25 protein-coding genes are annotated in these 24,534 nt (G+C 41.9%); 2 read left to right on the forward strand and 23 right to left on the reverse strand.

All coding sequences use genetic code 11. The features are described from left to right. The first annotated feature begins 104 nt into the window (after window positions 1-104). Both vrrA and NSS76_RS11715 read left to right on the forward strand, forming a co-directional pair. On the forward strand, window positions 105-809 hold the full coding sequence (vrrA, locus tag NSS76_RS11710) for a VrrA/YqfQ family protein (RefSeq protein WP_073206327.1): 705 nt from the start codon (window positions 105-107) through the stop codon (window positions 807-809). Between the two features lie 157 nt (window positions 810-966). Further along, window positions 967-1,911, forward strand: a complete 945-nt coding sequence (locus NSS76_RS11715) for a 4-hydroxy-3-methylbut-2-enyl diphosphate reductase (protein ID WP_073206330.1) — start codon at window positions 967-969, stop codon at window positions 1,909-1,911. Window positions 1,912-1,948: 37 nt separating this feature from the next. Here NSS76_RS11715 and NSS76_RS11720 read toward each other — a convergent pair whose 3' ends face one another. The 23 genes from NSS76_RS11720 to NSS76_RS11830 all read right to left on the reverse strand — a co-directional run bounded on the left by NSS76_RS11720 (window position 1,949) and on the right by NSS76_RS11830 (window position 24,512). Continuing rightward, a complete protein-coding gene (locus NSS76_RS11720) occupies window positions 1,949-3,070 on the reverse strand; it encodes a Nif3-like dinuclear metal center hexameric protein (RefSeq protein ID WP_341082261.1) in 1,122 nt (373 codons plus the stop codon). Beyond that, window positions 3,063-3,779: a tRNA (adenine(22)-N(1))-methyltransferase gene (locus NSS76_RS11725; RefSeq protein WP_044332048.1), complete on the reverse strand. Its 717-nt coding sequence runs from the start codon at window positions 3,777-3,779 to the stop codon at window positions 3,063-3,065. Before NSS76_RS11725 ends, NSS76_RS11720 begins: the two co-directional genes overlap by 8 nt. A gap of 120 nt (window positions 3,780-3,899) precedes the next feature. Beyond that, window positions 3,900-4,259: a cytochrome c550 gene (gene cccA / locus NSS76_RS11730; protein WP_024423014.1), complete on the reverse strand. Its 360-nt coding sequence runs from the start codon at window positions 4,257-4,259 to the stop codon at window positions 3,900-3,902. A 301-nt stretch (window positions 4,260-4,560) separates the two neighbouring features. Further along, on the reverse strand, window positions 4,561-5,682 hold the full coding sequence (gene rpoD, locus NSS76_RS11735; protein WP_008342392.1) for an RNA polymerase sigma factor RpoD: 1,122 nt from the start codon (window positions 5,680-5,682) through the stop codon (window positions 4,561-4,563). Between the two features lie 206 nt (window positions 5,683-5,888). Continuing rightward, window positions 5,889-7,718 (reverse strand): DNA primase, encoded by a 1,830-nt coding sequence (gene dnaG / locus NSS76_RS11740; RefSeq protein WP_024423015.1) that lies wholly within the window; start codon window positions 7,716-7,718, stop codon window positions 5,889-5,891. Between the two features lie 33 nt (window positions 7,719-7,751). After that, complete coding sequence (locus NSS76_RS11745; RefSeq protein WP_024423016.1) at window positions 7,752-8,252, reverse strand: YaiI/YqxD family protein; 501 nt, start codon at window positions 8,250-8,252, stop codon at window positions 7,752-7,754. A 261-nt stretch (window positions 8,253-8,513) separates the two neighbouring features. Continuing rightward, the gene (locus NSS76_RS11750; RefSeq protein ID WP_008342399.1) at window positions 8,514-9,335 is read right to left on the reverse strand and encodes a pyruvate, water dikinase regulatory protein; all 822 of its coding nucleotides are present in this window, start codon (window positions 9,333-9,335) and stop codon (window positions 8,514-8,516) included. 25 nt (window positions 9,336-9,360) lie between these two features. Beyond that, on the reverse strand, window positions 9,361-9,999 hold the full coding sequence (locus tag NSS76_RS11755) for a helix-turn-helix transcriptional regulator (protein WP_024423017.1): 639 nt from the start codon (window positions 9,997-9,999) through the stop codon (window positions 9,361-9,363). Between the two features lie 167 nt (window positions 10,000-10,166). Next, on the reverse strand, window positions 10,167-12,212 hold the full coding sequence (gene glyS / locus NSS76_RS11760) for a glycine--tRNA ligase subunit beta (protein ID WP_073206336.1): 2,046 nt from the start codon (window positions 12,210-12,212) through the stop codon (window positions 10,167-10,169). Continuing rightward, entirely contained in the window at window positions 12,205-13,092 is an 888-nt protein-coding gene (gene glyQ / locus NSS76_RS11765) for a glycine--tRNA ligase subunit alpha (RefSeq protein ID WP_012010611.1), read from the reverse strand. The genes glyS and glyQ overlap by 8 nt, the downstream gene beginning before the upstream one ends. Window positions 13,093-13,421: 329 nt before the next feature. Beyond that, on the reverse strand, window positions 13,422-14,192 hold the full coding sequence (gene recO / locus NSS76_RS11770; protein ID WP_044332056.1) for a DNA repair protein RecO: 771 nt from the start codon (window positions 14,190-14,192) through the stop codon (window positions 13,422-13,424). Window positions 14,193-14,227: 35 nt separating this feature from the next. Then, window positions 14,228-14,371 (reverse strand): YqzL family protein, encoded by a 144-nt coding sequence (locus NSS76_RS11775; protein WP_003217288.1) that lies wholly within the window; start codon window positions 14,369-14,371, stop codon window positions 14,228-14,230. 148 nt (window positions 14,372-14,519) lie between these two features. Then, entirely contained in the window at window positions 14,520-15,425 is a 906-nt protein-coding gene (gene era / locus NSS76_RS11780; RefSeq protein WP_007501305.1) for a GTPase Era, read from the reverse strand. Then, window positions 15,418-15,816: a cytidine deaminase gene (locus tag NSS76_RS11785; protein ID WP_008356263.1), complete on the reverse strand. Its 399-nt coding sequence runs from the start codon at window positions 15,814-15,816 to the stop codon at window positions 15,418-15,420. Before NSS76_RS11785 ends, era begins: the two co-directional genes overlap by 8 nt. Before the next feature lie 113 nt (window positions 15,817-15,929). Continuing rightward, a complete protein-coding gene (locus NSS76_RS11790) occupies window positions 15,930-16,316 on the reverse strand; it encodes a diacylglycerol kinase family protein (RefSeq protein ID WP_073206342.1) in 387 nt (128 codons plus the stop codon). Then, window positions 16,294-16,773 carry an rRNA maturation RNase YbeY gene (ybeY, locus tag NSS76_RS11795; RefSeq protein WP_024423021.1) on the reverse strand — a complete coding sequence of 160 codons (480 nt, stop codon included), beginning with the start codon at window positions 16,771-16,773 and terminating at the stop codon, window positions 16,294-16,296. The genes NSS76_RS11790 and ybeY overlap by 23 nt, the downstream gene beginning before the upstream one ends. Beyond that, window positions 16,774-18,885, reverse strand: a complete 2,112-nt coding sequence (locus NSS76_RS11800) for an HD family phosphohydrolase (RefSeq protein WP_445662192.1) — start codon at window positions 18,883-18,885, stop codon at window positions 16,774-16,776. It lies immediately after the preceding gene. Between the two features lie 114 nt (window positions 18,886-18,999). After that, window positions 19,000-19,959 carry a PhoH family protein gene (locus NSS76_RS11805; protein WP_024423023.1) on the reverse strand — a complete coding sequence of 320 codons (960 nt, stop codon included), beginning with the start codon at window positions 19,957-19,959 and terminating at the stop codon, window positions 19,000-19,002. A 3-nt stretch (window positions 19,960-19,962) separates the two neighbouring features. Further along, window positions 19,963-21,153, reverse strand: a complete 1,191-nt coding sequence (yqfD, locus tag NSS76_RS11810; RefSeq protein ID WP_024427959.1) for a sporulation protein YqfD — start codon at window positions 21,151-21,153, stop codon at window positions 19,963-19,965. Window positions 21,154-21,171: 18 nt separating this feature from the next. Continuing rightward, a complete protein-coding gene (gene yqfC, locus NSS76_RS11815) occupies window positions 21,172-21,453 on the reverse strand; it encodes a sporulation protein YqfC (RefSeq protein WP_012010618.1) in 282 nt (93 codons plus the stop codon). A gap of 205 nt (window positions 21,454-21,658) precedes the next feature. Next, window positions 21,659-22,147, reverse strand: a complete 489-nt coding sequence (locus tag NSS76_RS11820; RefSeq protein WP_122631104.1) for a hypothetical protein — start codon at window positions 22,145-22,147, stop codon at window positions 21,659-21,661. Window positions 22,148-22,178: 31 nt separating this feature from the next. Continuing rightward, complete coding sequence (floA, locus tag NSS76_RS11825; protein WP_024423026.1) at window positions 22,179-23,171, reverse strand: flotillin-like protein FloA; 993 nt, start codon at window positions 23,169-23,171, stop codon at window positions 22,179-22,181. A 27-nt stretch (window positions 23,172-23,198) separates the two neighbouring features. Further along, on the reverse strand, window positions 23,199-24,512 hold the full coding sequence (locus tag NSS76_RS11830; protein ID WP_039180060.1) for an NfeD family protein: 1,314 nt from the start codon (window positions 24,510-24,512) through the stop codon (window positions 23,199-23,201). Between the last annotated feature and the right edge of the window lie 22 nt (window positions 24,513-24,534).

Here is a 24,534-nt window from a genome sequence, read left to right on the forward strand (position 1 = left end):
ATTTTCAGTAAAAAAACCATGTCCGCTTTTCCTACAGGAAACCAATTGGTGCTTCCTTGCATAACCTATGAAGAGAAAGAGAATGCAGTAAGGGAGGTACAAGTATGTTAGGGCAAAGGCCTATGGGCGATTTTCAGCCGCGCCGTCCTTCACGCCGGCACCTTGGAAATGGCGGACAGCCCGGAATATTTCAAAGAGGGCAGCAGCCTCCTATCCAACAGCCTTTTCAAGGGCAAGGCAATCCATTTCAGCAAATGATGCCTCGCTCCCCGTCTGTACAGGGAGGCGGTTTACCCGGGATGGGCGGAATTCCAGGAGGTGAGAGCCGTGCACTAGGCGGCGGAGCAGGAATTAAAGGCATGCTCTCTAAATTTCTTCCTGGCGCAGGAGGAGCTGGAGTCTCTGGAGGTGGTGCGGGATTACAAGGAATCCAGAGCTTCACAAATCCTGCGACCCTCTCAAGCATGTTAGGAAATGTTCAAAAAGTGCTCGGGATGGCGCAGCAATTTACGCCAATGATTCAGCAATACGGTCCTTTAGTGAGAAATTTGCCGGCGATGATTAAACTGTACAGCCAGCTTGGCAGTGCGGATGATGATGAAGAAAGTGCAAATGATGCTGATGTAGAATCAACGGAGACCAGCGCGGAAACAGAAGTGCACGAGGAAGAAGCACAAACTGACAAAATAGAAAAAAATAAAGAACCAGAAGACATCCTCGTCAAAAAAACAGCACCTCACACATCATCTGTTCCTGAAGCAAAACCGAAAAAAAGATCTGGCAGCTCTGTTCCAAAACTATATGTCTAGTGATCTTTTAACGGCGAAGTGTTCACTGCGTATAACAATCTTTGATATATACGCTTACTTTGGCTATAATGGAAGCAAGAGAATGATAAAAAGCCGTTTTTTACGGCTTTTTATATTGTTCTTCTCTAGCAGCACTTCCCTACAGGAGGACGAATAAATGAATGTAATTAAAATATCGCCGCGTGGCTATTGCTATGGCGTTGTGGATGCAATGGTCATTGCTAAAAATGCCGCACTTGATAAGAACTTGCCACGCCCAATTTATATATTAGGTATGATTGTGCACAACAAACATGTCACTGATGCCTTCGAAGAAGATGGCATTTACACACTGGACGGACCAAACCGCTTAGACATTTTAAAGCAGGTTGAAAGTGGAACAGTCATTTTCACAGCTCACGGCGTTTCTCCTGAGGTTCGTCAAATCGCAGAAGAAAAAGGCCTTGTCGCCATTGATGCGACCTGTCCCGATGTAACGAAAACACACGAACTCATTTCAGAGAAAACAGCCGATGGCTATGACATTATTTATATTGGGAAAAAGGGTCATCCTGAGCCAGAAGGAGCTGTCGGAGTAGCCCCTGACAAGGTACATCTTGTCGAAACAGAAGCTGACATTGAGGCACTCGATTTAACATCAGAAAAACTGCTCATCACGAACCAAACGACGATGTCTCAATGGGATGTCCACGACCTGATGGAGCTGATTAAAGAGAAATACCCTCACGTCGAGTATCATCAAGAAATTTGCCTTGCGACACAGGTGCGTCAGGAAGCTGTATCGCAGCAAGCTGGCCAAGCCGATTTAACCATTGTTGTCGGCGATCCAAAAAGTAATAACTCTAACCGTCTCGCACAAGTGTCAATGGAGATTGCCGGAACGCAGGCTTACCGTATTGGCGACTTAAGTGAACTCAAGCTGGAATGGCTGCAGGGCGTCAAAACCGTTGCCGTTACTGCTGGTGCTTCAACACCAACACCTATTACAAAGGAAGTCATTCGTTTCTTAGAAAACTATGAACCAGATGATGAAACAACTTGGAAGATTGAACGAAGCGTTCCTCTTTCTAAAATTTTACCTCGCGTCAAAACAAAGAAATAAGAAAACGTCAGAGCGGATATGCTCTGACGTTTTTTGATTACATAAATTGAAAAGGGTTTGTGTTTGATTCAGAAACAAAGAGCTGTACGTCATATTTTTTATCCGCACATAGCGATTGAAGCTTCGCCTTTACGCCCTCTTTCATAATCTTTTCAGCATAATGTCCTGGGTCCACAACGTTCAGCCCTAGCATCATGGCATCGTGCGCAACATGGAAATAAAGATCTCCCGTCACATACACATCGGCACCCATTCTTTTCGCTTGATGGATGTATTTATTTCCGTCTCCGCCAAGCACCGCCACTTTTTTCACAACAGCGTTTTGGTCTCCTACAAAACGAGCACCATTCACATCTAGCTTCGTTTTCACAAATTGTGTGAAATCTCTCAGTGTCATTGGCTCATTTAGCTCTCCAATACGGCCAAGACCTTTTTGAATAGGAGTAAGATCTGTCGTGTGTACACTATAGGCGACTTCTTCATAAGGATGTGCTTTGATCATTTCGCGAATCACTTGTTTTTCTATACTTGCTGGGAAAATGGTTTCAATCCGCACTTCTTTCACAAATTCTAATTGACCCGACTCACCAATAAACGGCTCAGCTTCTTCTGATGGCAGAAAGCTGCCTGTCCCTTCATTTGAAAACGCACAATGGCTGTAGTTGCCGATATGGCCGGCGCCCGCATTTCCTAAAGCTGTCCGGATGGCCTCTTCAAATTCCTCTGGGACATACAGAGCAAGCTGTTTGATTGGATCTTCGTATGTCGGCACTAACACACTTGTTTCTTCAAGCTCTAAGGCCTCAGCAAGCAGGTCATTGACTCCGCCATCAGCTACGTCTAAATTCGTATGTGCCACATATACCGCTATATCATGTTTGATGCATTTTTCAATGATCCGTCCAGCCGGCTGATCCGTCGCTACATGTTTTAATGGTCGAAAAATCGGCGGATGGTGAGCAATAATAAGATCCACTTTTCGCTCGATCGCCTCATCTACTACATTCTCTAATACATCCAAGGTGATCATCACATTGGTTACTTTTTTATTTAAAGTCCCAATCTGAAGACCAATTTTATCCCCTTCCATGGCGTACGCCTTTGGTGAGAATTGTTCAAACAATTGGATGATTTCATGCCCATTTACTGTTTTAGCCAACAGTCAAAACCTCCTTTAGCATCTTTATTTTCTCATTCAGCTCTTCAAGGCGTTCTTTATTTTCTTCTGTCCGCGCCGCCTGCTGAATTTGACTTTCTATCTTCTCCATATGCTGAAGCTCTTGCATCCACTTGCGCTGGAAAACGTCATTTTGCTCTTTCGCAAGAAACGGACCTACCAGTATGCCTGCTTCAAGTGACATTCCTTTATAGGCTTTATCTTTATCGCCTTTTTCTGCGATGATGATTTCGTATATTTTGCCGTCCTCTTCTAAAATGACTTCATCTATCAATTCATACCCCTCTTGATAAAGCCATAAACGAATATGGTGGGCATGGATATTCGGCTGAAGAATGAGCCGCTCATGGCCGGCGAGCTTATGTCTTCCTTCATTTAGAATGCTTGCGATGAGTGCCCCGCCCATACCTGCAATCGTCACTGCATTCACTTCGCCTTTTTCAATGACTTCAAGGCCATTTCCTTTTCTGACCGATATCTGTTCATCTAATTCAAGTCTATGTACTTGCTGCTGCGCCGATTGAAGCGGTCCATCAGTAATTTCACCAGCAATGGCTTTCACTGCTTTTTGATGCAGAATCGCATAGCATGGCAAATAGGCATGGTCTGAGCCGATATCAGCGAAGACTGCCTCATCTGGTAAAAAGTCCGCGACTTTTTTTAATCGTTTCGATAAATTCATTTCATTCATACGTATCACTACTTTTCTTTAATGTTCATACTTGTCTATCTTATATAAATTATGGACTTTTTAAAAGTCGTTTTCAAATGAAAAAAGCTCTTCTTTTGAAAAAGAGCTTTTTGTGTAAGATTATTTAATTTTAGACACCCATTCCGCCATTTCATCGAGCTTTTCATTTGGAATCAGCCCGCCTGGCATCCCGTTGCCGCCTTCTTGAATTTTCTTCTTGATGTCAGCTACTTCAAGCTTGTCTCCAACACCTTTTAATGCAGGACCTGCGCCGCCTTCATAGTTTTCCCCGTGACAGCTTATGCAGTTCTGCTTATACAATTCTTCCGGCGTTGCATTTGCTGTCTCTTCTTGCTTTTGCTCTTTGCCCCCAGAGGCAATTTTTTCTTCATCTTTCAGCCCCTTCATTGATAAGAAAAAAGTGAGTCCAATACCTAAAATGGCAATCAATAAAAATGGTATAAGTGGATTCCGTTTCATTTCTTTCATCCTCCCCTTTGTGAAAACCCCTTTGAGACTATGCAAACAATTCTAATTCTACTTTAATTTTACAAAAAGTAAACGAATTATGATACAAAACTTTGGTCAAGTTCACAGATTAGACAAAAATGATTCTAGATGAGAAATGAAGTCTTCAGCACATTTAGATGTATTTTTTATACATCTTTTCTCTAAGAACGTTGCAAATTCATTTGTTATTCAGTAAAATATAATCAGATTGAAAAAAGCGTTTTCATTTTTGATAAGAAAGAACGGATCTCTTTCAAGATCCGTCCGGTTTCTACTCTAAGAAGTCTTTTAATCGTTTACTTCTGCTTGGGTGTCTTAATTTACGAAGAGCTTTCGCTTCAATTTGTCTGATACGCTCTCTTGTTACGCCGAACACCTTTCCAACCTCTTCTAACGTGCGAGTTCTTCCGTCGTCTAGTCCGAAACGTAGTCTTAGCACATTTTCTTCACGGTCCGTCAGCGTGTCTAATACATCTTCAAGCTGCTCTTTTAAGAGTTCGTACGCAGCGTGGTCAGATGGAGATGTCGCCTCTTGGTCTTCGATAAAATCACCAAGATGCGAGTCATCTTCTTCACCAATAGGTGTTTCTAAAGATACAGGCTCTTGCGCAATTTTAAGGATCTCTCTTACCTTTTCTGGAGTTAAATCCATGTCTTCAGCAATTTCCTCAGGCGTTGGTTCTCTGCCTAGGTCTTGCAGAAGCTGTCTTTGAACACGGATCAATTTATTAATCGTTTCCACCATATGAACCGGGATCCGGATTGTTCTCGCCTGATCGGCAATCGCACGTGTGATCGCCTGTCTAATCCACCAAGTCGCATATGTTGAGAATTTATATCCTTTGCGGTAATCAAACTTCTCAACCGCCTTCATCAGACCCATGTTTCCTTCTTGAATCAAGTCAAGGAACAGCATACCACGACCGACATAGCGTTTCGCAATGCTGACAACGAGACGAAGGTTCGCTTCCGCTAATCTTCTTTTTGATTCCTCATCGCCCTCTTCGATCTTTTGAGCATACGTAATTTCTTCTTTAGCAGATAACAAATTGACGCGTCCGATTTCTTTTAAGTACATACGAACAGGATCATTGATTTTGACACCTGGTGGTACGCTTAAATCATTCAGGTCAAATTCTTCTTCTGCTTTAGCCAGCTGCTGAACATTTGGGTCCTCTGTCTCTTCGTTTTCACTAATGAGCTCTACACCCTGTTCGCCTAAGTATTCATAGTATTCATCCATTTGGTCTGATTCAATTTCAAAGCTAGACATACGCTCTGCAATTTCTTCGTATGTTAAAACGCCCCGTTTTTTACCCGTTTCAGTGAGCTTATCTCTCACCTGTTCAAAGGTTAATTCAGTTTCGGTTTCGTGGGCTTGTTTATCAGCCATTATGGATCCCTCCTTCCAAAGCTTGCAACGAATTCTAAAGTAACTTGCGATTTACTTCCGTCCTGCTTTTCTCTCTCTATCAAACAGCTGACGAAGCAAATAGGAAATAAAATAAATAATGATGAAGGCAAGATGCTTGCGGTCTTATGCTCCTCCCGTAAAGGATTCATTGCCAGCCGTAAGTCCTGTCATTAATAATAGACGTATTACTTCAGCGAACGGTTCAACTGAATAATTTCTTTTGCAAGTGTTGCCGCTTTGAAGAAATCTTTTTGCCTCTCCGCTTCTGCACGTTCTAGTTCTTTTTCCTTTATCATTGACAAATTCCGATGATTCAACACTTTTTTTACATAATCACTTAATTCAGCTTCACTTAGTTCGTCTCCGACTTGAATCATCAATATATCCGTCAACAGCTGATTCATGACATCATCTTCTATCCGGTTCATCAGGTGCTGCGGCGTTGGTTCTTTGCCTTCTTCATACAAGGCATAAATGTACGTTGCCAGCGCCCTGTGCGAATCTATATTAAATTCAATCCCGATTCTGTCAAGTACTTTGCGGATCACGTCATCGCTTTTTAACATATGAGCAAGCAGCATTCGCTCTGCATTTTCATATGCCGGCCGCAGACGCTTTCTTCTCACTTGTGTTGACAGATGTGCACGACGTTTTTCAAGCCCGTTTTCTTCCTGCGTGCTTTTGGTTTCTTGCCGCTGCTGTTTTTCAAACAGCTCCAGTTGTTCTTTTAATGAATCAAGTGAGATCGAAAACTCCCCAGCAAGCTGTTTCATGTAAATCTCTTGCTCCAAAGAGCCGTTTAACCGGCTGATTTCTCGGAGAACCTGCTTCATATAAGTAAGACGGTCTCCTTCGTCTGATAAGTTTTTTCCTCTTCGGAAAAAATTCATCTTAAACGTCATTAATGTCACACTTGCATCTATGATGTCATTCCTAAATTTCTCGCCGCCATATTTACGAATGTAATCATCTGGATCAAGTCCATCTGGTATCATGGCAACGCGAACTTTACATCCTCTTTTTCCAAGCAAATCTGATGCTTTCATGGTCGCTTCGTATCCGGCCGTATCAGAGTCATAGCAAAGGATGATCTCTTCTACGTTCCGCCTGAGAAGCTTTACGTGCTCTTCTGTAAGAGACGTACCCATTGTTGCAACACTTTCACCGACACCTGATGTAACAGCTGAGATGACGTCTGCAAATCCTTCAAAAAGAACCGCCCGTTCGCGTTTACGAATATGCATACGTGCGTCATGAAAGTGATAAAGCAGCTTACTTTTATGAAAAAGCGGCGTTTCAGGACTATTCATATATTTAGGCTGCTGATCACCAAGCGATCTTCCGGAAAAAGCGATGACCGTTCCATGATGATCATGAATGGGAAACATGACACGATCTCTAAAGCGGTCAAAAAAGCCTGTGCCGTTTTCACGTTGAATCAAAAGACCAGCCTTCTCCATCATCACAGGATCAAATCCTCGTTTTTCTAAAAACTTGGTCACGAAATCCCAAGAATCAAGAGCATACCCGATCTCAAACTTGGCAATTGTTTCATCCGTAAAGCCTCTGGACCGTAAATAATCGAGTGCGTTTTGACCTTCCTTTGTATTTACCAGCAAATGGTGGTAAAATTTCTTAAGAAGCTCATGTGCCTCAATCATTTTATGATCTGCAGTGTCCTCTTGCTGAGAGGAACTCATCTGAGCATTCGCCACCTGATCAGGCAGATCAATATGGTACTTATCAGCCACATGTGAAACGGCTTCAATAAATGAGTAGCCTTCCATTTGTCTGAGGAACGAAAACACGTTGCCTCCTGCACCACAGCCAAAACAATGGAAGATTTGCTTATCTGCTGAAACAGAGAATGAAGGAGTATTTTCACCATGGAATGGACAAAGACCGAAGTAATTTCGACCTTGCTTTCTAAGCTGTACGTATTCTCCAATCACTTCGACAATGTCTGCGTTTTTTTGGATCTGCTCCAAAAGTTCATCTGGTATACGTTTGCTCATCCTAATAACACTCCGTCGTACATTATTCGCCTTTTAATTTAAAAATCCTTCATGATTCGACAGGATTTTTTGTAGTTGCGCCATAAATCGCTTCTTATCCTCTTCTAAAAGCTTTTTGGGACCTTTTCCGTATACACCTTTTCTTCGCTGTTTGCTGGAAACATGCCTGCGTTCCAAATCAAAATCAATTGTTTCGTTTGTGTACATTCGTCCTCTTTCAGACAGAACAATGACCTGTCTCGGAAGCAGTAAGGAGGCAAGACCAATATCTTGGGTGACGACAATATCATGTGCGGCAGCTGAGTTTGCAATGACTAAATCCGCTGCTTCCTTATGTGTATCTACAAACCGCCAATCTTCTAGTGGAGATCTTTTGGTTTGAAAATGCTCATATGAAGCAATGAACGTCACTGGTACTTGAAATTGAGATGCGACAGAAAGGATTTCGTCTTTTACAGGACAAGCATCTGCATCGACATAAATCGTCCTCTCTTTTTTACGTTCATTCAGGTGACTAATTCTCCATCCCTCCACCTTATTCCTGCTTTAGAGAAGCAAAAAGACCATACTTTTCCCCTATAAAGCAATCAACAGTAAAACTCATTTTGTCGAAAAGTTATGTTCAGAATCACTTGACTTCTGCCAATATTAGTTTATTCGTTCTTGACTTAACTTAAACCTAAAATCAATCATTTTATCACAATTTTTTATTATAATACAAATGCAGCAAATATGCCATTGTTTTTGTTTACCCGTTTCCCACCATAGGAAAAACCCAGGAGGAGCATCCTGAGTTTATTCGGAACCTCTTTTGGTCAGCATTTGATGAATGACATTTGCCGTTTCCTCAACTGCTTTATTCGATACATCAACGACTTGACAGTTAATGCGGTCAACCACTTTTTCAAAATACTCTAGTTCCTCTTTAATCCGCTCAATGTTCGCATAAATAGCGCGATCATTTAAACCAAGAGATTTTAAACGCTCTTTGCGAATATGATTTAGTTTGTCTGGACTAATTTTCAAACCGATACATTTCTTCGGATCAACTGAAAATAACTCTTCTGGCGGATCAACTTCAGGTACAATTGGAACGTTCGCTACCTTCAGCCGTTTATGTGCCAAATATTGAGATAATGGTGTCTTAGACGTGCGTGATACACCAATGAGTACAATATCAGCCTTTAGAATACCTCTAGGGTCTCTGCCGTCATCGTATTTCACAGCGAACTCAATGGCTTCTACCTTTTTAAAATAGTCCTCATCTAATTGACGTACACGACCCGGCTCATGTTTCGCTTCATTTCCATATGCCGTCTCCATTTTATCAATGAGCGGACCGATGATGTCATAATAAACGACACCGTTTGCTTCTGCTTCCTCGATTAAGAATTGGCGCATTTCTGGCACAACAAGAGTAAAGCAGACGATCCCATTATCTGCTTTCGCCAGTGAAATGACTTCTTTAATCGTACCAACATCCTCTACATACGGGATTCTTCTAATATTTGAATGGTCTGATGAGCCGCCATCAAATTGGCTAAGTGCCGCTTTGACCACGAGCTCTGCCGTTTCTCCAACTGAATCTGATACCACAAAAATTACGCGATTACTCATAACATCCCCTCGCAGTCTTCTGTCATTAGATTATTTCGTTCTCCGATAAGCTGACAAGTATTTTCGTCATGTTTGTTTTCGTAATTCTTCCGACCACTTCAAAACCTTTATCCGTATCTTTTATCACAGGAAGTGCATCTATTTGCTTTTCAATCAAGTGCTTCGCCACATCCATAATGAAATCTTCCTTGCGGCAAACGGTAATGTTCGGCATTCTTGTCATAATAATATGGACAGGGATAGATGGAAGCTCCTGTTTCCCTATACTTGCACGGAGGAGGTCTTTTCTTGATAACACGCCTGTTAAAATAGAGTGATCGTCCACAACGAATAATGTGCCCACATCCTCTAAAAACATCGTACAAATCGCATCATAAACCGAAACATTCTCATGTATCACCACTGGAATGGATTGAAAGTCTTTCACTTGAAGTTTTTTCAGCTTATCTGCGAGAAGCTGCGTGCCTGTTTTTCCTGTGAAAAAGTAGCCGACCCTTGGTCTTGCTTCTAAAAAGCCTGACATTGTTAAAATGGCTAAATCCGGTCTGAGGGTCGCTCTTGTTAAGTTCAGCCGATCGGCGATATGCTCTCCAGTGATCGGACCATTCTCTTTGACAATCTGTAAAATCTGCTCTTGCCGTTTATTTAACTCGATTGTACTCACCACCTTTAAATAGAGAGAGCGAAATCTTTATTTTATGTATATCATTTTCATAACTCATCATATTATAGCGCATCTTTGTCCGAATGAAACAAAAATCCACTCAAAAACCGTGAATTAAATGAGTAAAAAACGATTGCCCTTCGGAAAAGGCAACCGTTCTTAGGTATTTATTTTACAATTAAATTGTTCATATTCGCAAATGATTGAATGACTTTGGCTAGTTTGACCATTTGTGCCAAACGATTTCGCTTCAGTTTTTCATCATCCGCATGAACCATTGTATGATCGAAATAATGAACAATCGGTGTTTTTAACGTATCCAGCGCGTCAAGTGCCAAGCTGTATTGTCCTGCTGCTACATGTTCCTTTACAGCTTTCTCTACTTGCTGATACGCCTCAAACAGCTTTTGCTCATGTTCATTTTCAAACAGTTCAGGCTGAATCTCTGCGTCTTCCCCTTTTTTACTGATTGAAATGACGCGACCCAATGCTTCAGCCGTTTCTTTGAAGCTTTCTTGTTTCACACTCTCTTCAAGAACAGCTGCTTTTTTGACGACTGCATATGGCTCAATATTTTTAACATCCAGCACTGCATCAACAACATCATGGCGGATATGCTCTGCTTGAAGAACATATTTTAAACGATGCGTTAAAAATTCAATCAGAGCAGCTTCATGTTCTGCCTTTACTTGAGCAAGTGCTAACAGCTCTTTAAATGAAATATTCCAATGACGGTCGAGCAGGATTTGAACGATACCGCTCGCTTGTCTTCTAAGTCCATAAGGGTCTTGAGAACCCGTTGGGATCACATCAATTGAGAAGAATGAACAAATAGAATCAAGCTTATCTGCTACTGCCACAATCGCACCAATCAAAGTGGATGGCGCCTCGTCACCAGCAAAGCGCGGCATATAGTGCTCGTTGATGCTTCTTGCTACTTCTTCATGTTCACCAAGAGCTCTTGCATATTTCTCACCCATGATTCCTTGTAATTCTGGGAATTCATAGACCATTTGAGTCACAAGGTCAAACTTCGAAATACTTGCTGCTCTCGCCACACGTTTTGTTGTTTCGTCATCTGCTCCGACATGCGCCGCTAGACGAGTTGCAATGTCTGTCACTCTCTTCAGCTTGTCGCCGATTGTTCCAAGTTTCTCATGGAATACCACTTTATCAAGCTTTTTAATATTGTCTTCAATCACTAGTTTTTCGTCTTCTTTATAGAAGAATGCAGCATCTGATAAACGCGCACGAAGTACTTTTTCATTCCCTCTTGCGACATTTGCCAGCGCCTCACTGTTTCCATTTCTGACTGTAATAAAGTGCGGCAATAAATCCCCTTGCTCATTTTTCACAGGGAAGTAGCGCTGATGCTCTTTCATTGTCGTCACCAATACTTCTTCCGGCAATGCAAGAAACTCTTCTTCAAAGGAACCAGACAGCACAGTTGGATATTCTACAAGGTCGTTCACTTCTTCTAAAAGTTCAGGATCAACAGGAATGACCCAGCCTTTTTCTGTAGATAGCGCATCTAGCTGTTCAGTAATGAATTGTTTTCTTTTCTCTGAGTCTGCAATCACAAATTGATCGCGCAATGTTTGTTCATAGGAAGCAGGTGTGTCAATGCTGGCTGTCGTTCCAAGGAAACGGTGTCCTCTAGTCTCACGGCCGCTTTTCACCCCAGCAATTTCAACAGGTACAATCTCTTTTCCAAATAAACAAACAATCCATTTAATCGGACGGATATAGCGTAAATCCTCGCTTCCCCATCTCATGTTCTTTGGAAAGCTTAATGAAGCGGCGATCTCACCTAACGCTGGCAGAAGGTCTTTGACCCTCTTTCCTTCTTGAAATTTTTGGACATGGACATAATCCACTCCTTTAATCTCTTTGAAATAGAGATCATCTGTTGAAGCACCTTGTCCTCTGGCAAAGCCTTCAGCTGCTTTTGTCCAATTGCCTTCAGCATCTTGGGCAATCTTTTTAGCCGGGCCTTTTGCTTCTTCTTTGATGTCTTCTTGTTTTTCTGCGACACCTTTCACAAGTACAGCAAGACGTCTAGGTGAGTTAAATAAAGCAGTCTCTTCGAATGAAATATTTTGCGTTTCAAACCATGCTTTTACTTTCTCACCCAGCTGTTTTGTGCTCTCTGGCATGAAACGAGCCGGCATCTCTTCTAAGCCGATTTCAAGTAATACATCTTGTTTATTCATGAGAAGCCGCCTCCTCTTTTAGCATAGGGAATCCCAGTTTTTCGCGTTCTTCATAATAGGTTTTGGCTACTTTTCTTGCTAACTGACGCACTCTTCCGATATAACCAGTTCGCTCAGTCACAGAAATAGCACCCTTTGCATCGAGCAGGTTAAACGTATGAGAGCATTTGAGGACATAATCGTATGCCGGGTGAACAAGCCCTTTGTCCATTTGGCTATGTGCTTCTTTCTCATAGGTTGTAAATAGCTCGAACAGCATGTCAGTATTAGATGTTTCAAATGTATAAACAGAGTGCTCGTATTCAGCCATTAAGAATAAATCTCTGACCGTAAATCCGTCTGTCCATTCAAGATCGAAGACATTTTCTTTGTCCTGGATGTAAGAAGCAAGACGTTCAATACCGTATGTGATTTCAACAGAAACGGGCTTACATTCTAAGCCGCCGACTTGTTGGAAATAAGTGAACTGCGTAATTTCCATCCCATCAAGCCATACTTCCCAGCCAAGTCCTGCACAGCCAAGAGATGGATTTTCCCAGTTGTCTTCCACAAAACGAATATCATGTTTCAGCGGGTCAATGCCAAGTGCCTTCAATGATTCAAGATATAGCTCTTGAATATTGTCAGGTGATGGCTTAATGATCACTTGAAATTGGTGATGCTGATACAATCTATTTGGGTTTTCTCCATATCTGCCATCAGCCGGGCGTCTTGAAGGCTCTACATATGCTACCTTCCACGGCTCTGGGCCAATGCTTCTGAGGAACGTGTATGGACTCATCGTTCCGGCACCTTTTTCTGTGTCATACGCCTGCATTAATACGCAGCCTTCGTTTGACCAATGCTTTTGCAGCGTCAAAATCATGTCTTGAATATTCAATGATCGCACCTCCATCTTTTCTAGACCAACCGCTATGTATGGCGGGTGGGATTAGAACCTTGTAAGAGAACACAAAAACTCCCGTCTCTATGCTCGCAAGGTTCTTGCAAACATAGGGACGAGAGTTTTTTCCCGCGGTTCCACCCTATTTGCTGGTGTCGTAGCACCCAGCCGCTTTGTTTTACGTTGCTCAAGAATGCCTTTCGTTACGCCTCCATCCTTAGCTCACACCGCCCTAAGGTCGCTTTTATGGATTTTACGTAAGTACTTCTTTCTGTCAATGCAACATATTTTATCTTAGATGATCTTACAAAAAGTCATGGGAGATGTCAACTTTTGTTTTCGTCACCCATTAGCTTTTTCATGGATTCCATCTGATTCATGAATTTTTTTGATTTTAAATAGAGGCCGGAATATTCGTCATAGTAGTGATCAAGCACTTGACGAATTTCTTGTTTCGTCTGCTGTTTCACATCAACCTGACCAAGCCTTGATAAATCAAAATAATGAAACAAACGGAGTAGCCTTGCAGCTGCGGGGGATAAGGGCAGTTTATATGGATCTTTCGAAAAACAATTTTGGCAAATGAAGCCGTTATCTCTTATCGAGAAATGGAACTGCCCTTCTTTTTGACCACAGTGGACACATTGATCAAGTTCAGGCTTCATCCCCATCACTGATAACATTTTGACCTCTACGATAAATAAAATAATATCAGCATCTGTGCCTTCGTTGAGATGACGCAGAGATTGAAGCAGAAGCTCAAACAAATAAGGGTTTGGCTTTTTTTCTTCTGTCCCTTTATCCATTAATTCCGTCATATATGCGGCATATGCGGTCAGAAATAAGTCTTCCCGAATGGTCCGCATACTTTCAATCATTTCGCCTTGCTGGAGCGTTCCAAGTCCTGTTGATGATTGGATGAGAAAGGTGCCGTATAAAAACGGCTGGCTTATGGCTGACAGGCGGCTGTTTGATTTTTTAGCGCCTCTGGCCATCACGCCAATTTTTCCATGTTCTCTAGTGAGCAGCGTGACAATTTTGTTTGTTTCGCCATAATCTGTTGTTCTAAGGACGATTCCTTCACTTTTAATGAGCATTTGTCTACACTCCGAGCGCTGGAGGGGGTCAAGAATTATAAGATTGGAAAATCAAATCGTGCTATTTCTTCTTCAAGTACATCGGGTCTTTCCAGGTTCTCCTTTTCTAACTCTTTGAAAAGCAGATACGTGTCAACGCTTCCTGTTTGTGAAAATACGTTCCATGTAAAATTCAACATAAAAACCCCACCTTTCTTTATTAGAAGCAGCAACGCTACATCCAACATATTAATTTTATCTTGACCAGGCTACCTCCATTTCATGATAAACAATTTTTACTAATCGAACCGCACCATTGTCAGATTTGCTGACAAATGCAGCGATTTTTTAATATTCGTCTTCTCTAAATCCGAAGTCACGCAGGTGAGTGGATTTATTACGCCAGTCCTTCTGAACTTTGACCCAAAGCTCTAAATACACTTTTGAGCCTAGAAGTGCTTCAATGTCTCTGCGCGCTTTTTGTCCCACTTCTTTTAACAAGCTGCCTCGTTTACCAATGACGATCCCTTTTTGCGAATCTCGTTCTACGACAATGGTCGCCGCGACATGGATCTTGCCATTTTCATCTGGCTTAATCGATTCAATCGCAACCGCAATACTATGCGGAATCTCTTCTCTCGTTAAATGCAGCACTTTTTCACGAATTAATTCAGAAATAATAAACCGTTCTGGATGATCTGTTACTTGATCTGCCGGATAAAATTGAGGGCCCTCTGGAAGATAACCTTCAATCTGCTGAAGAAGCGTGTCGATATTGTTTCCTTCAAGAGCTGAAATGGGCACAATTTCCTTGAATGGATAACGTGTGCGGTATTCATCAATTAAAAGGAACAGTTCATCTGGATGAATTTGGTCAATTTTATTGACGACTAGGAACACCGGTGTAGATGTTTGCTTTAGTCGTTCAATGATGAATTCATCCCCTTTGCCATAGCCTTCCTGTGCGTTGATCATAAACAAGATCAGGTCGACTTCCTTCAGTGTATTTTGAGCCACCCTCATCATAAAATCACCAAGCTTATGCTTAGGTTTATGAATCCCCGGTGTATCGATAAATATCGTTTGTGATGTGTTTGTTGTCAGAACACCTTGCACTTTGTTTCTCGTCGTTTGGGGCTTATCGCTCATGATGGCGATCTTTTGTCCAATGACACGATTAAGAAAAGTTGATTTCCCTACATTTGGTCTTCCAATAATTGATACAAATCCTGATTTGAAGCTTTCGTTAGTCATTTAAATCCTCCGGTGAAAATGCGCCTGGCAATAGTTCGTTTACTGTTGTTTCGTATATATGTCCTTTTAAGTTCGTTAGAATCACTGGCATATCAGGTGCACATAGCTCTGAAATGACCTGTCTGCATGCGCCGCACGGCGAAACAGGCCGGTCTGTATCAGCCACCACTGCTAACATTTGAAAAGATGTAATGCCTTCTGAATAGGCTTTAAAAAGTGCTGTTCTTTCCGCACAATTACACATACCATATGCTGCATTTTCAATGTTGCAGCCGCCATACACTTTTCCATCATTCGACAGTAATGCTGCACCGACTTTGAATTTAGAATAGGGTACATATGCAAAATCTCTTGCTTTGATTGCTTCTGAAATCAACTCTTGTTTGTTCATTCCTAGTTCCCACTTTCAGAAGAAATGGTACCACTGTCACATTTATATTTTACATAATTCACGTGACATTTTCACGCCCATTTCTAAAAATGTTAATAAATAGTAATATTGTTCTATTGCATGATCTTCGGTAAGAAGATGATCAACCCAATCATAACCGAAATCGCGGCGTAAACGCAAACAGCGCCTGCCGCAGCGTCCTTCGCTCTCTCTGCAAGCGGGTGCCTTTCTTCTGTCATCAGATCCACTGTATGTTCAATGGCTGTATTGACAAGTTCAAGCGCAAACATCCCCCCGCAAAGAAGAAGAACGATCAGCCATTCAAATGGGTCAATGCGGAACCAAAAGCCGCAGATCACCACGATGATGGCTGCGACTGTGTGAAATCGAAAATTCCGTTCATTCAAGAAAGTTCGCCATATTCCTCTAAATGCATAGTAAAAACTCCAAAAAAAACGGGCGAGCGGCCTTCTTTTCTTACGATGATCTCGAAAGGCCATAATCATCCAAGATTTTTGTCTGTTTGGCGAACATTTCTTTTTCATCTTCCTCTGTCATATGATCGTACCCGAGCAAATGGAGGAAGCCATGAATCGTTAAGAATCCAAGCTCTCTCATAAAGGAATGTCCATATTCCTCTGCCTGCTCTTTCGTTCGATCCACACTAATGATAATGTCACCAAGTACAGGCGGGATATCATCCGCTCCTATGATTTCAATCTCCCCTTCTCCTTCTTCCTCAAGTGCAAAGGAGATCACATCCGTTGGTGCGTCTTTTCCGCGGTATTCTTTATTGATTTGATGAATCTCTTCATTCGAAACGATCGTCACTGATACTTCCGCTTGATCCTTGACCTCAAGTTCGTCCGCAGCAAACTGAAGAAGCTTTTCCACTTCTTCAAGCTGCTCTTTTGATACTTGTCCTGTTTCATCTATTAAATCGATTAACAATGTCATTTACTTCACCTTCTGCTTCGGGGCATCTGGATATTCAATCCGAGAATGGAAAATCCCCTTTAATGTTGTACAAATCGTTTGGCTGATAATATTTAATTCTTTAAATGTGAGGTCACACTCACTAAATTGCCCGTCCTGCATTTTATCTGAAATAATGCCTTTGACAAGCTTTTCAATCCGCTCTGGATTTGGATTATGCATGGAACGAACCGCCGCTTCAACGCTGTCAGCCACAGAAATAATCGCTGCTTCTTTTGACTGCGGCTTTGGACCAGGGTAACGGAATTCTTCTTCTGTCACCTGATCATCACGCTCTTTCGCCTTATAGTAAAAGAACTTTAAAAGAGACTTCCCGTGATGCTGTTCGGCAATGTCGACAAGTTCTTCAGGAAACTTCTTTTCTCTCAGCATATCAGCGCCATCTGTCGTATGGGCAATAATAATATTTTTACTCAGCTGAGGAGAAAGCTTGTCATGCGGATTATCAATGTTCATTTGGTTTTCGATAAAGTATTGCGGTCTTTTCGTTTTCCCAATGTCATGATAATAAGCGCCGACCCTTGCTAAAAGACCATTTGCGCCGACTGCTTCACATGCAGCATCCGCTAAATTCGCCACCATGACACTATGATGATATGTACCTGGTGTCTCGGTTAAAATCTTTTTGAGCAGCGGATGATTTGGATTGGATAATTCAATCAGTTTCATTGTGGAAAGAATACCAAACATGCTCTCAAAAACAGGCATTAACCCAATGACCAAGATAGATGATGCAAACCCTGACACAATTGCCATCATGAGGTTCACACCGATTTCAAGCCCTGATGGTGAAGAGTTTTGGATCAGTGTAATGGATAAAACCACAAGTACATTCACCAAAGCCACCAAAAGTCCGGCCTGCAATATTTTTGATCTTGCATTATGTTTTCTTAAAAATAAAATACCAGCCATCCCGCTCACAAGATAATAAGCGCAGATCACATAGTTAAAGACGCCGGTTACTCCTTGATTAAACATCATACTGCCGCAAAGAGCAAATACAAGACCGGAGAAGATCGCTAACCGCTCATTAATGAGCAGCTTGATCAGCATCGTGCCAAGAGCCACTGGCACGACATAGCCTATCGTCGTATACTTCGTTTCTTGGAAGAGGCTGAACACTTCCATGATAATTAATATAATCGTGAAAATAAGCGAGTAAAGCAGTAATGACTTATTCTTATGGACAAGCGATTTTTTCCTCGATTCAAGGGAATGAATAATCGCTGCTAAGAAAAGTCCAATTAATATGAGAAGACCACTTACAGGCTTAAATAAATTTGAGCTGTTTAACAGACCCGTCAGTTCTAATTTGCGATAAACTTCCCGGTCGATGAGCTCTCCTTCTTCAACTAAGATTTGCCCCTGCTTAATTTGCACAGGCTGAATATTGTCAGCCGCTTCCTGTCTTTTCTTTTCTGTTGCCACTGGGTCAAATACATAGTTTGGAATGATCGCAAATTCACCGATTTCTGTCGCTGCATTTAAGTATTTTGATGGAATTGAATTGTTTTTAAGCTCTGTTTTGACTTGTTTTTTCTCATCTTGTAATTTCGCTGCTGTGATTTCTTTACTCATCAGTGAATTCACCACTGTGATGATGGAATTCTTAGTAAATGAGAGATTTTCATCACTTGCCTGGAGCAGTGCTTTGATGGATTGATCCGAAACAGCCTCCTGCATATCTGTTGTGAGCTTTTCTTTGACACGCTTGACCATTTCTTGATCTGATGGCGCGTTCTCTTTATCATCAGCTGCTTTCTTCTCTTCTTTAATGGCTTCAAAGAGGGATGAGATGAGGTCTACGCGATTATCAGAATACGCTTTTTTGAGCGTATATTGATCTTCTACCTGATCTGTTGCTTCTTGTTTCTTTTCTTCTGTCGCTTCTTGATCATCAACGGTTGACGGAGAATAGATGGTCTGTTCGCTCACTGAAAATAAATCTAAGTCGAGCGATTCAGGCTTTACATGGAAGAAGAGCACCACGAATAAAATGGCTGCTAAACCAGCGTACAGCAAAACATTTAAATAACGTGAGCGCTCCATTTTCTGAGGTTCTTTTTTAGACAGCAGTCTTTTGCGCTTACTGCCTTTTTGATTCTTTCTCAAGGAAAGTACCTCCTTTTTTACTTTAAACCACGATCGAAACAAAATGACCCGATGAAGACGATCGGGTCACTCAGTTCATTTTTGCTTTTCGTATGCGCCAATGATCTTCGCCACAAGCGGGTGTCTGACCACATCTGTCTGGTCTAATTCAATAAATGAGATGCCCTTGATCTCTGCAAGCATGTCCTTTGCAGCCGCAAGACCTGACTGCATGCCCTTTGGCAGATCGATCTGTGTAATATCTCCTGTAATGACCATTTTAGAGCCAAACCCAAGTCTCGTCAAAAACATTTTCATTTGGGCAGGTGTTGTATTCTGCGCTTCATCTAAAATCACAAATGCATCATCAAGCGTCCGGCCTCTCATATAGGCAAGGGGCGCTATTTCAATCACGCCGCGCTCGATTAAACGTTCCGTATGATCACTGCCAAGCACATCATGCAGGGCATCATATAGTGGTCTTAAATAAGGATCTACTTTTTCCTTTAGATCACCTGGTAAAAAACCAAGACTCTCTCCTGCTTCAACAGCTGGTCTTGTCAGGATAATCCGTTTTACATGTCCATTTTTCAGTGAATGGACCGCATTGACAACTGCCAAATACGTCTTCCCTGTACCAGCGGGTCCAATTCCAAAGACCAGGTCATCTTTTTTCATCGCCGCAGCATATTCCCGCTGGCCGATTGTTTTCACCCTGATCGATTTTCCTTTGGCATTTTTCGTAATTTCATCTTCATACATATTTTCAAAATAATTCAGCTTGTTTTTTTGCGCCATTTTAATGGCATAAACGACATCCCGTTCAGATATCTCGATTCCTTTACGGATGAGATGTAAAAGAGATGTGATCAAACGGCTTACTGTATCTCTTGATGCTTCCTCACCAGAAACATACACTTTTTCTCCACGCGTAATAATGGAGACGTTCAGCTCGTTTTCCATTAGTTTCAGATAAGCATCTTGATTGCCAAATAAAGCAATCGCTTCGTTTGGGCTATCCAATTTTTGTTGAATCTCAAGTAAATGTTCTGTCATTCTCTAGTCTCCCTGAACAATAGGTGTTGGTTGAACAATATCTTCTATTACTTGGTAAAGGATGATTAACTTAACTTTACCATTCCCTGTTGTCTCGTGCAAAACTTTTTCACTTTTCACCTCTCCTGTTTGACCTAGCTTCTCTTCTAATTCTTTTTTACCCATTTTAATCCCTGCTTGAACCGCTTCTTTATTTGTGTATTCTCGATTTATTTTCTCACTTTCGCGTGTGATTTCCTTTTCATAAGAGAACGGGAGCTGCATGTTTAAGAAATGAAGCGGATGAACTTCTGTTTCTGTTTTTGGCTGCTTAAAATCATCCTTTTTAAAAGAAAAGCCCCAAAATGGCAGTGAGCCTCCAAATGCGGAGAGCTTGTGCTTTGTCTTCATTTTACCCGTAAAGACGTCAAAAGATGTTCGAAGAGGGACAGAAACTTCAGACCGATACCACGTTTCACCATAGATTTTCGCTTTGGCTCCTACCGTTTTTTGCTGATCTTCGCTGCCAATAAGTCCAGAGACAAGCATCTGTCCTTTCTTTACATGTTCATCAACCGCGGCGAGCGGCTCTCCTTTTTCTACATACATTCTCGTGATGACAGCCTTTTTCTTGGCAACGATATGCTGAGGACTCGTGTATTTTTCTTTTTCGGGTTCATTTTTTTCCACAACTTTCATTTGAAAGGTTGTGCCGTTTAGTTCTACACCGACCCATGTGATGCTTGGAATATTGGTTGTCAGGGATTTTTGAATTTTTTCAGGTGTTCCCATTAGAAACTGAAAACGTCCTTTTTGCACCCCGATGTCGTCTAAATGCTTTCTCATTTGATGTTCAGTTTCTGGATTGGCTCCTTTAATATCAATTTTCCATACCATGTTTGAAAGCGCCAATATCGTCACTAGAAAGCATACAATCCCAAGGGTAAATCCGATATTCTTCCTTGACCATAGAAGTAGAAATGGAAAGCCCTTTTTTTGATGAAATGAACATGTCACGTCATGATGTCTACGTACCTTTCTGAAGGCATGTACATCTGATAAGCGAATAAATAAGCGCACGCTGTCTTGACGGCGGCTCACTTGAAACATTGTGATCCCCTGCCTCGTGCACTCATTAATAAGCCGCTCAATGCCATTTCCTTTGATCTCCACTTCCACTCTGCCAATAAAATAGGCGAACCATTTATTCTTCACGCTTCTCCCCTCCGTCAGTTAAGAATCAATATAACGGACCTCATCGATTTTCCCTTCCAATAAAATCTCTTCTGGCAAAATCGTTTTAATCACAAAATCTTTCCCTGAAATAATGCATTGTCCCTGTTTGAGCATCAGCCTTACCTCTTGATCACTGAAAAGCAAAAGCCCTTTATGGTTCTCTATGTAAATGTGGAGTCTGCCAACCATCGTAATACGGGGAAGATCCATCATCACGTCTGGAGGGATTTCAAGTGTTCTTGTCAGCCATGCTTTAAGTCGATTTTTTCTTTTTCCCATTCAATAAGAACCCCTTCCCACCTCATGTGTATGAGATCAAACTGAAAGATGGTGAGACTGATGAGAAAGCCTCTGTATCATCCTATTCCTCAGGAGTTCATATCATGCTAATGAATCCCGTAAAATAGCCTTTTAAGGATTTTCCTTAAGTAAAATCGTCCTCAGGCAAAAAAAGCCCCCTTTATGAAAAAGGGGGCTTTCTTCTTTATCTTTTATATGGCCGTTTCATCGTTCTGTGCGGCTTTTTCGCGCGCGGCTCTCCAAATACTTCTCCAAGGATCATTCCTTGAACAATTGTATCTTGGTTCACCTTCTCAATGAATTTTGGCCTCATTTCAGCAGATGCAGCCTTTGGCCTTGTCAGCTCTCTTTCAAGCGATTGGAACTCTTTGTTCAGCTCGTTTTTTCTTTCTTCCATTTCGGCAAGTGTAGCCGTATAGCGATCTTGTAAGGACTGAGAAATTTTTTTCTTCATCCCGCCATGATCATGTACATCGCCGAAATCGTCCAGCTGATCAGTCACGACTGGATCTGGACTTGTTTGCTTTTGGGGCACCTGCTTACGCTGAGGAGCGGGCTTCTTTTGCTGATTCTGCTCTTCGTTCTCCTCTTGTTTACCGATCTTCCCAAAGACGGCAGAGATGATACCGATGATAATCGCAATTAGTAGCGGATTTTCAAATAGAATGTCCAATGGGCTCCCTCCTTAAAGCGTGAGAGGATGCTTATTTGTTTTCATTATCAGATGGACCTTTTGTCATTTTGCCAAATGAATCTCTCATATCCGTATCAGCATCGATATTCTTAATGTTCATGTAGTCCATGACACCAATATTGCCTTCACGTAATGCTTCAGCCATTGCAAGTGGTACTTCAGCCTCTGCTTCTACGACTTTCGCGCGCATTTCTTCAACTTTCGCACGCATCTCTTGTTCTTGTGCAACAGCCATTGCGCGGCGTTCTTCTGCTTTCGCCTGTGCAATGTTTTTGTCTGCTTCTGCTTGGTCTGTTTGCAGAATTGCCCCGATGTTCTTACCGATATCAACATCTGCGATATCAATCGAGAGAATTTCAAATGCAGTACCTGAATCTAATCCTTTACCAAGAACCGTTTGAGAAATCATATCAGGATTCTCAAGAACCTTTTTATGATTATCTGATGAACCGATTGTAGAGACAATCCCTTCACCTACACGGGCAATAATTGTTTCTTCCCCTGCACCACCGACAAGTCGGTCGATGTTTGCACGAACGGTAATACGTGCTTTTGCTTTGACTTCAATCCCGTCCATCGCAACACCAGAGATAAATGGTGTTTCAATGACTTTAGGATTTACACTCATTTGAACTGCTTCTAGTACGTCACGGCCTGCTAGGTCGATGGCTGCACAGCGGGCAAAGTTCAATTCGATATTCGCGCGTTGAGCTGCAATTAATGCGTTCACAACTCGGTCCACGTTACCACCTGCAAGATAGTGGCTCTCCAGCTGGTTAATCGTCACATCAAGACCTGCTTTATGTGCTTTGATGAGCGGGTTGACCACTCGGTTTGGAATCACTCGGCGCAGTCTCATTCCGACAAGTGTAAAAATGCTCACTTTTACGCCAGCCGCTAGGGCAGAAATCCACAGCATCACCGGTACAAAGGTGAAAAAGATCGATAGAACAATCAAACCTGCTGCGATAATCACAAATAATAGTAAAGTAGATGGATCCATTTTATTCCTCCTCTAAAATCAGTATATCTATACTTTCCTCACGACAATGCGTGAGCCTTCCGCTTTCACAATTTTTACTTGTTCATCTTTATCGATAAAGGCACCTTCTGACACCACATCAATGCGCTCATCTCCGAGTACGATCGTACCAGATGGACGAAGTGCAGTAGCTGTCACTGCGATTTGTCCAACAAGATCCTCTCTTGTTTCATTTGAGACATAACCGCTTTCCTTATTGGTTGAATCGGTTAAAATGAACTTTTTAAAGAATTTCATACGTTTCCCCAACACCTTTGTCAATAAAATAACTGCTATGATTGAAACAGCAGTGGCAATCAAGATGGAAATCGCCATTTCTGTAAAGCTTCCAGCTGCTAAAAATAAGCTGACAACGACACAGATCAGTCCAATGACACCTACGATTCCCCCTGGCAAAAACAATTCCAGAATGATGAGTGCAATCCCTGCTAAAAACAGGAACAACGTCTCATATCCTGCAAAACCTGCCACGAGATGACCATAAAAGAATAGAAGAAGCGCTGTCACTCCCATGGTGCCCGGGACCCCAAAGCCAGGAGAATAGAGCTCAACAACTAACCCTAAACTTGCAATGGATAAAAGGATTGGAATGACAATTGGGTGCGTAAGAAAACGCGCAACCTTTTCAGCAAAGCTCACTTCATCGTATTGAACAGAAGCATCTTTTAATTTCAGCTTCTGAAGCAAGTCATCCATATTTTTTGCTTCTCCTTCTGCATAACCGAATTTAAGCGCCCGGTCTGTGTTGAAGGTGAGCAATTCTCCTTTTGGTGCACCGGCTTCTTTTGCGTCTATATCTATATCCGCCATGGCAAGAGCATACTTTGGATCACGCCCCTGCTTTTCGGCAGCATCACTCATTTCAGCAAGCCATAGAGATTCAGATTTTTGATCGGCAGCATTGCCTTCTCCATCGATGATCGCAGCAGCCCCCATCTTTCCATTCGGGGTCATATAAATTTGATCGGCATTTAGCGCGATGAAGGCCCCGGCTGAAAGCGCTCTATGATTGACAAACGCTGTCACTGGGATATCGGAAGCACGAATCGTATCTGCGATCTCAAGCGCTGCATCGACTGCACCACCTGGTGTATTGATGTCGAGAATAATATGCTTCGCCCGCTCCGACTTTGCCTGCTCAAACGATCGTTCAATGAATTTAGAAAGTCCTTTTTCTACTGTATCTTCAATTGGGATAACATGAACTTTCTGATCTGCTGATTTCGCGGTCAATTGAACCCCTAATAACAAGCATATTATAAAACAACTGAAGAGAGCAATAGAAATTTTTATTTTTTTCATCTATTTGGTGATCCCTCCTCTC

Source organism: Bacillus sp. FSL R5-0654, assembly GCF_038008745.1.
In the GTDB taxonomy this organism is placed as follows: Bacteria; Bacillota; Bacilli; order Bacillales; family Bacillaceae; genus Bacillus; species Bacillus safensis.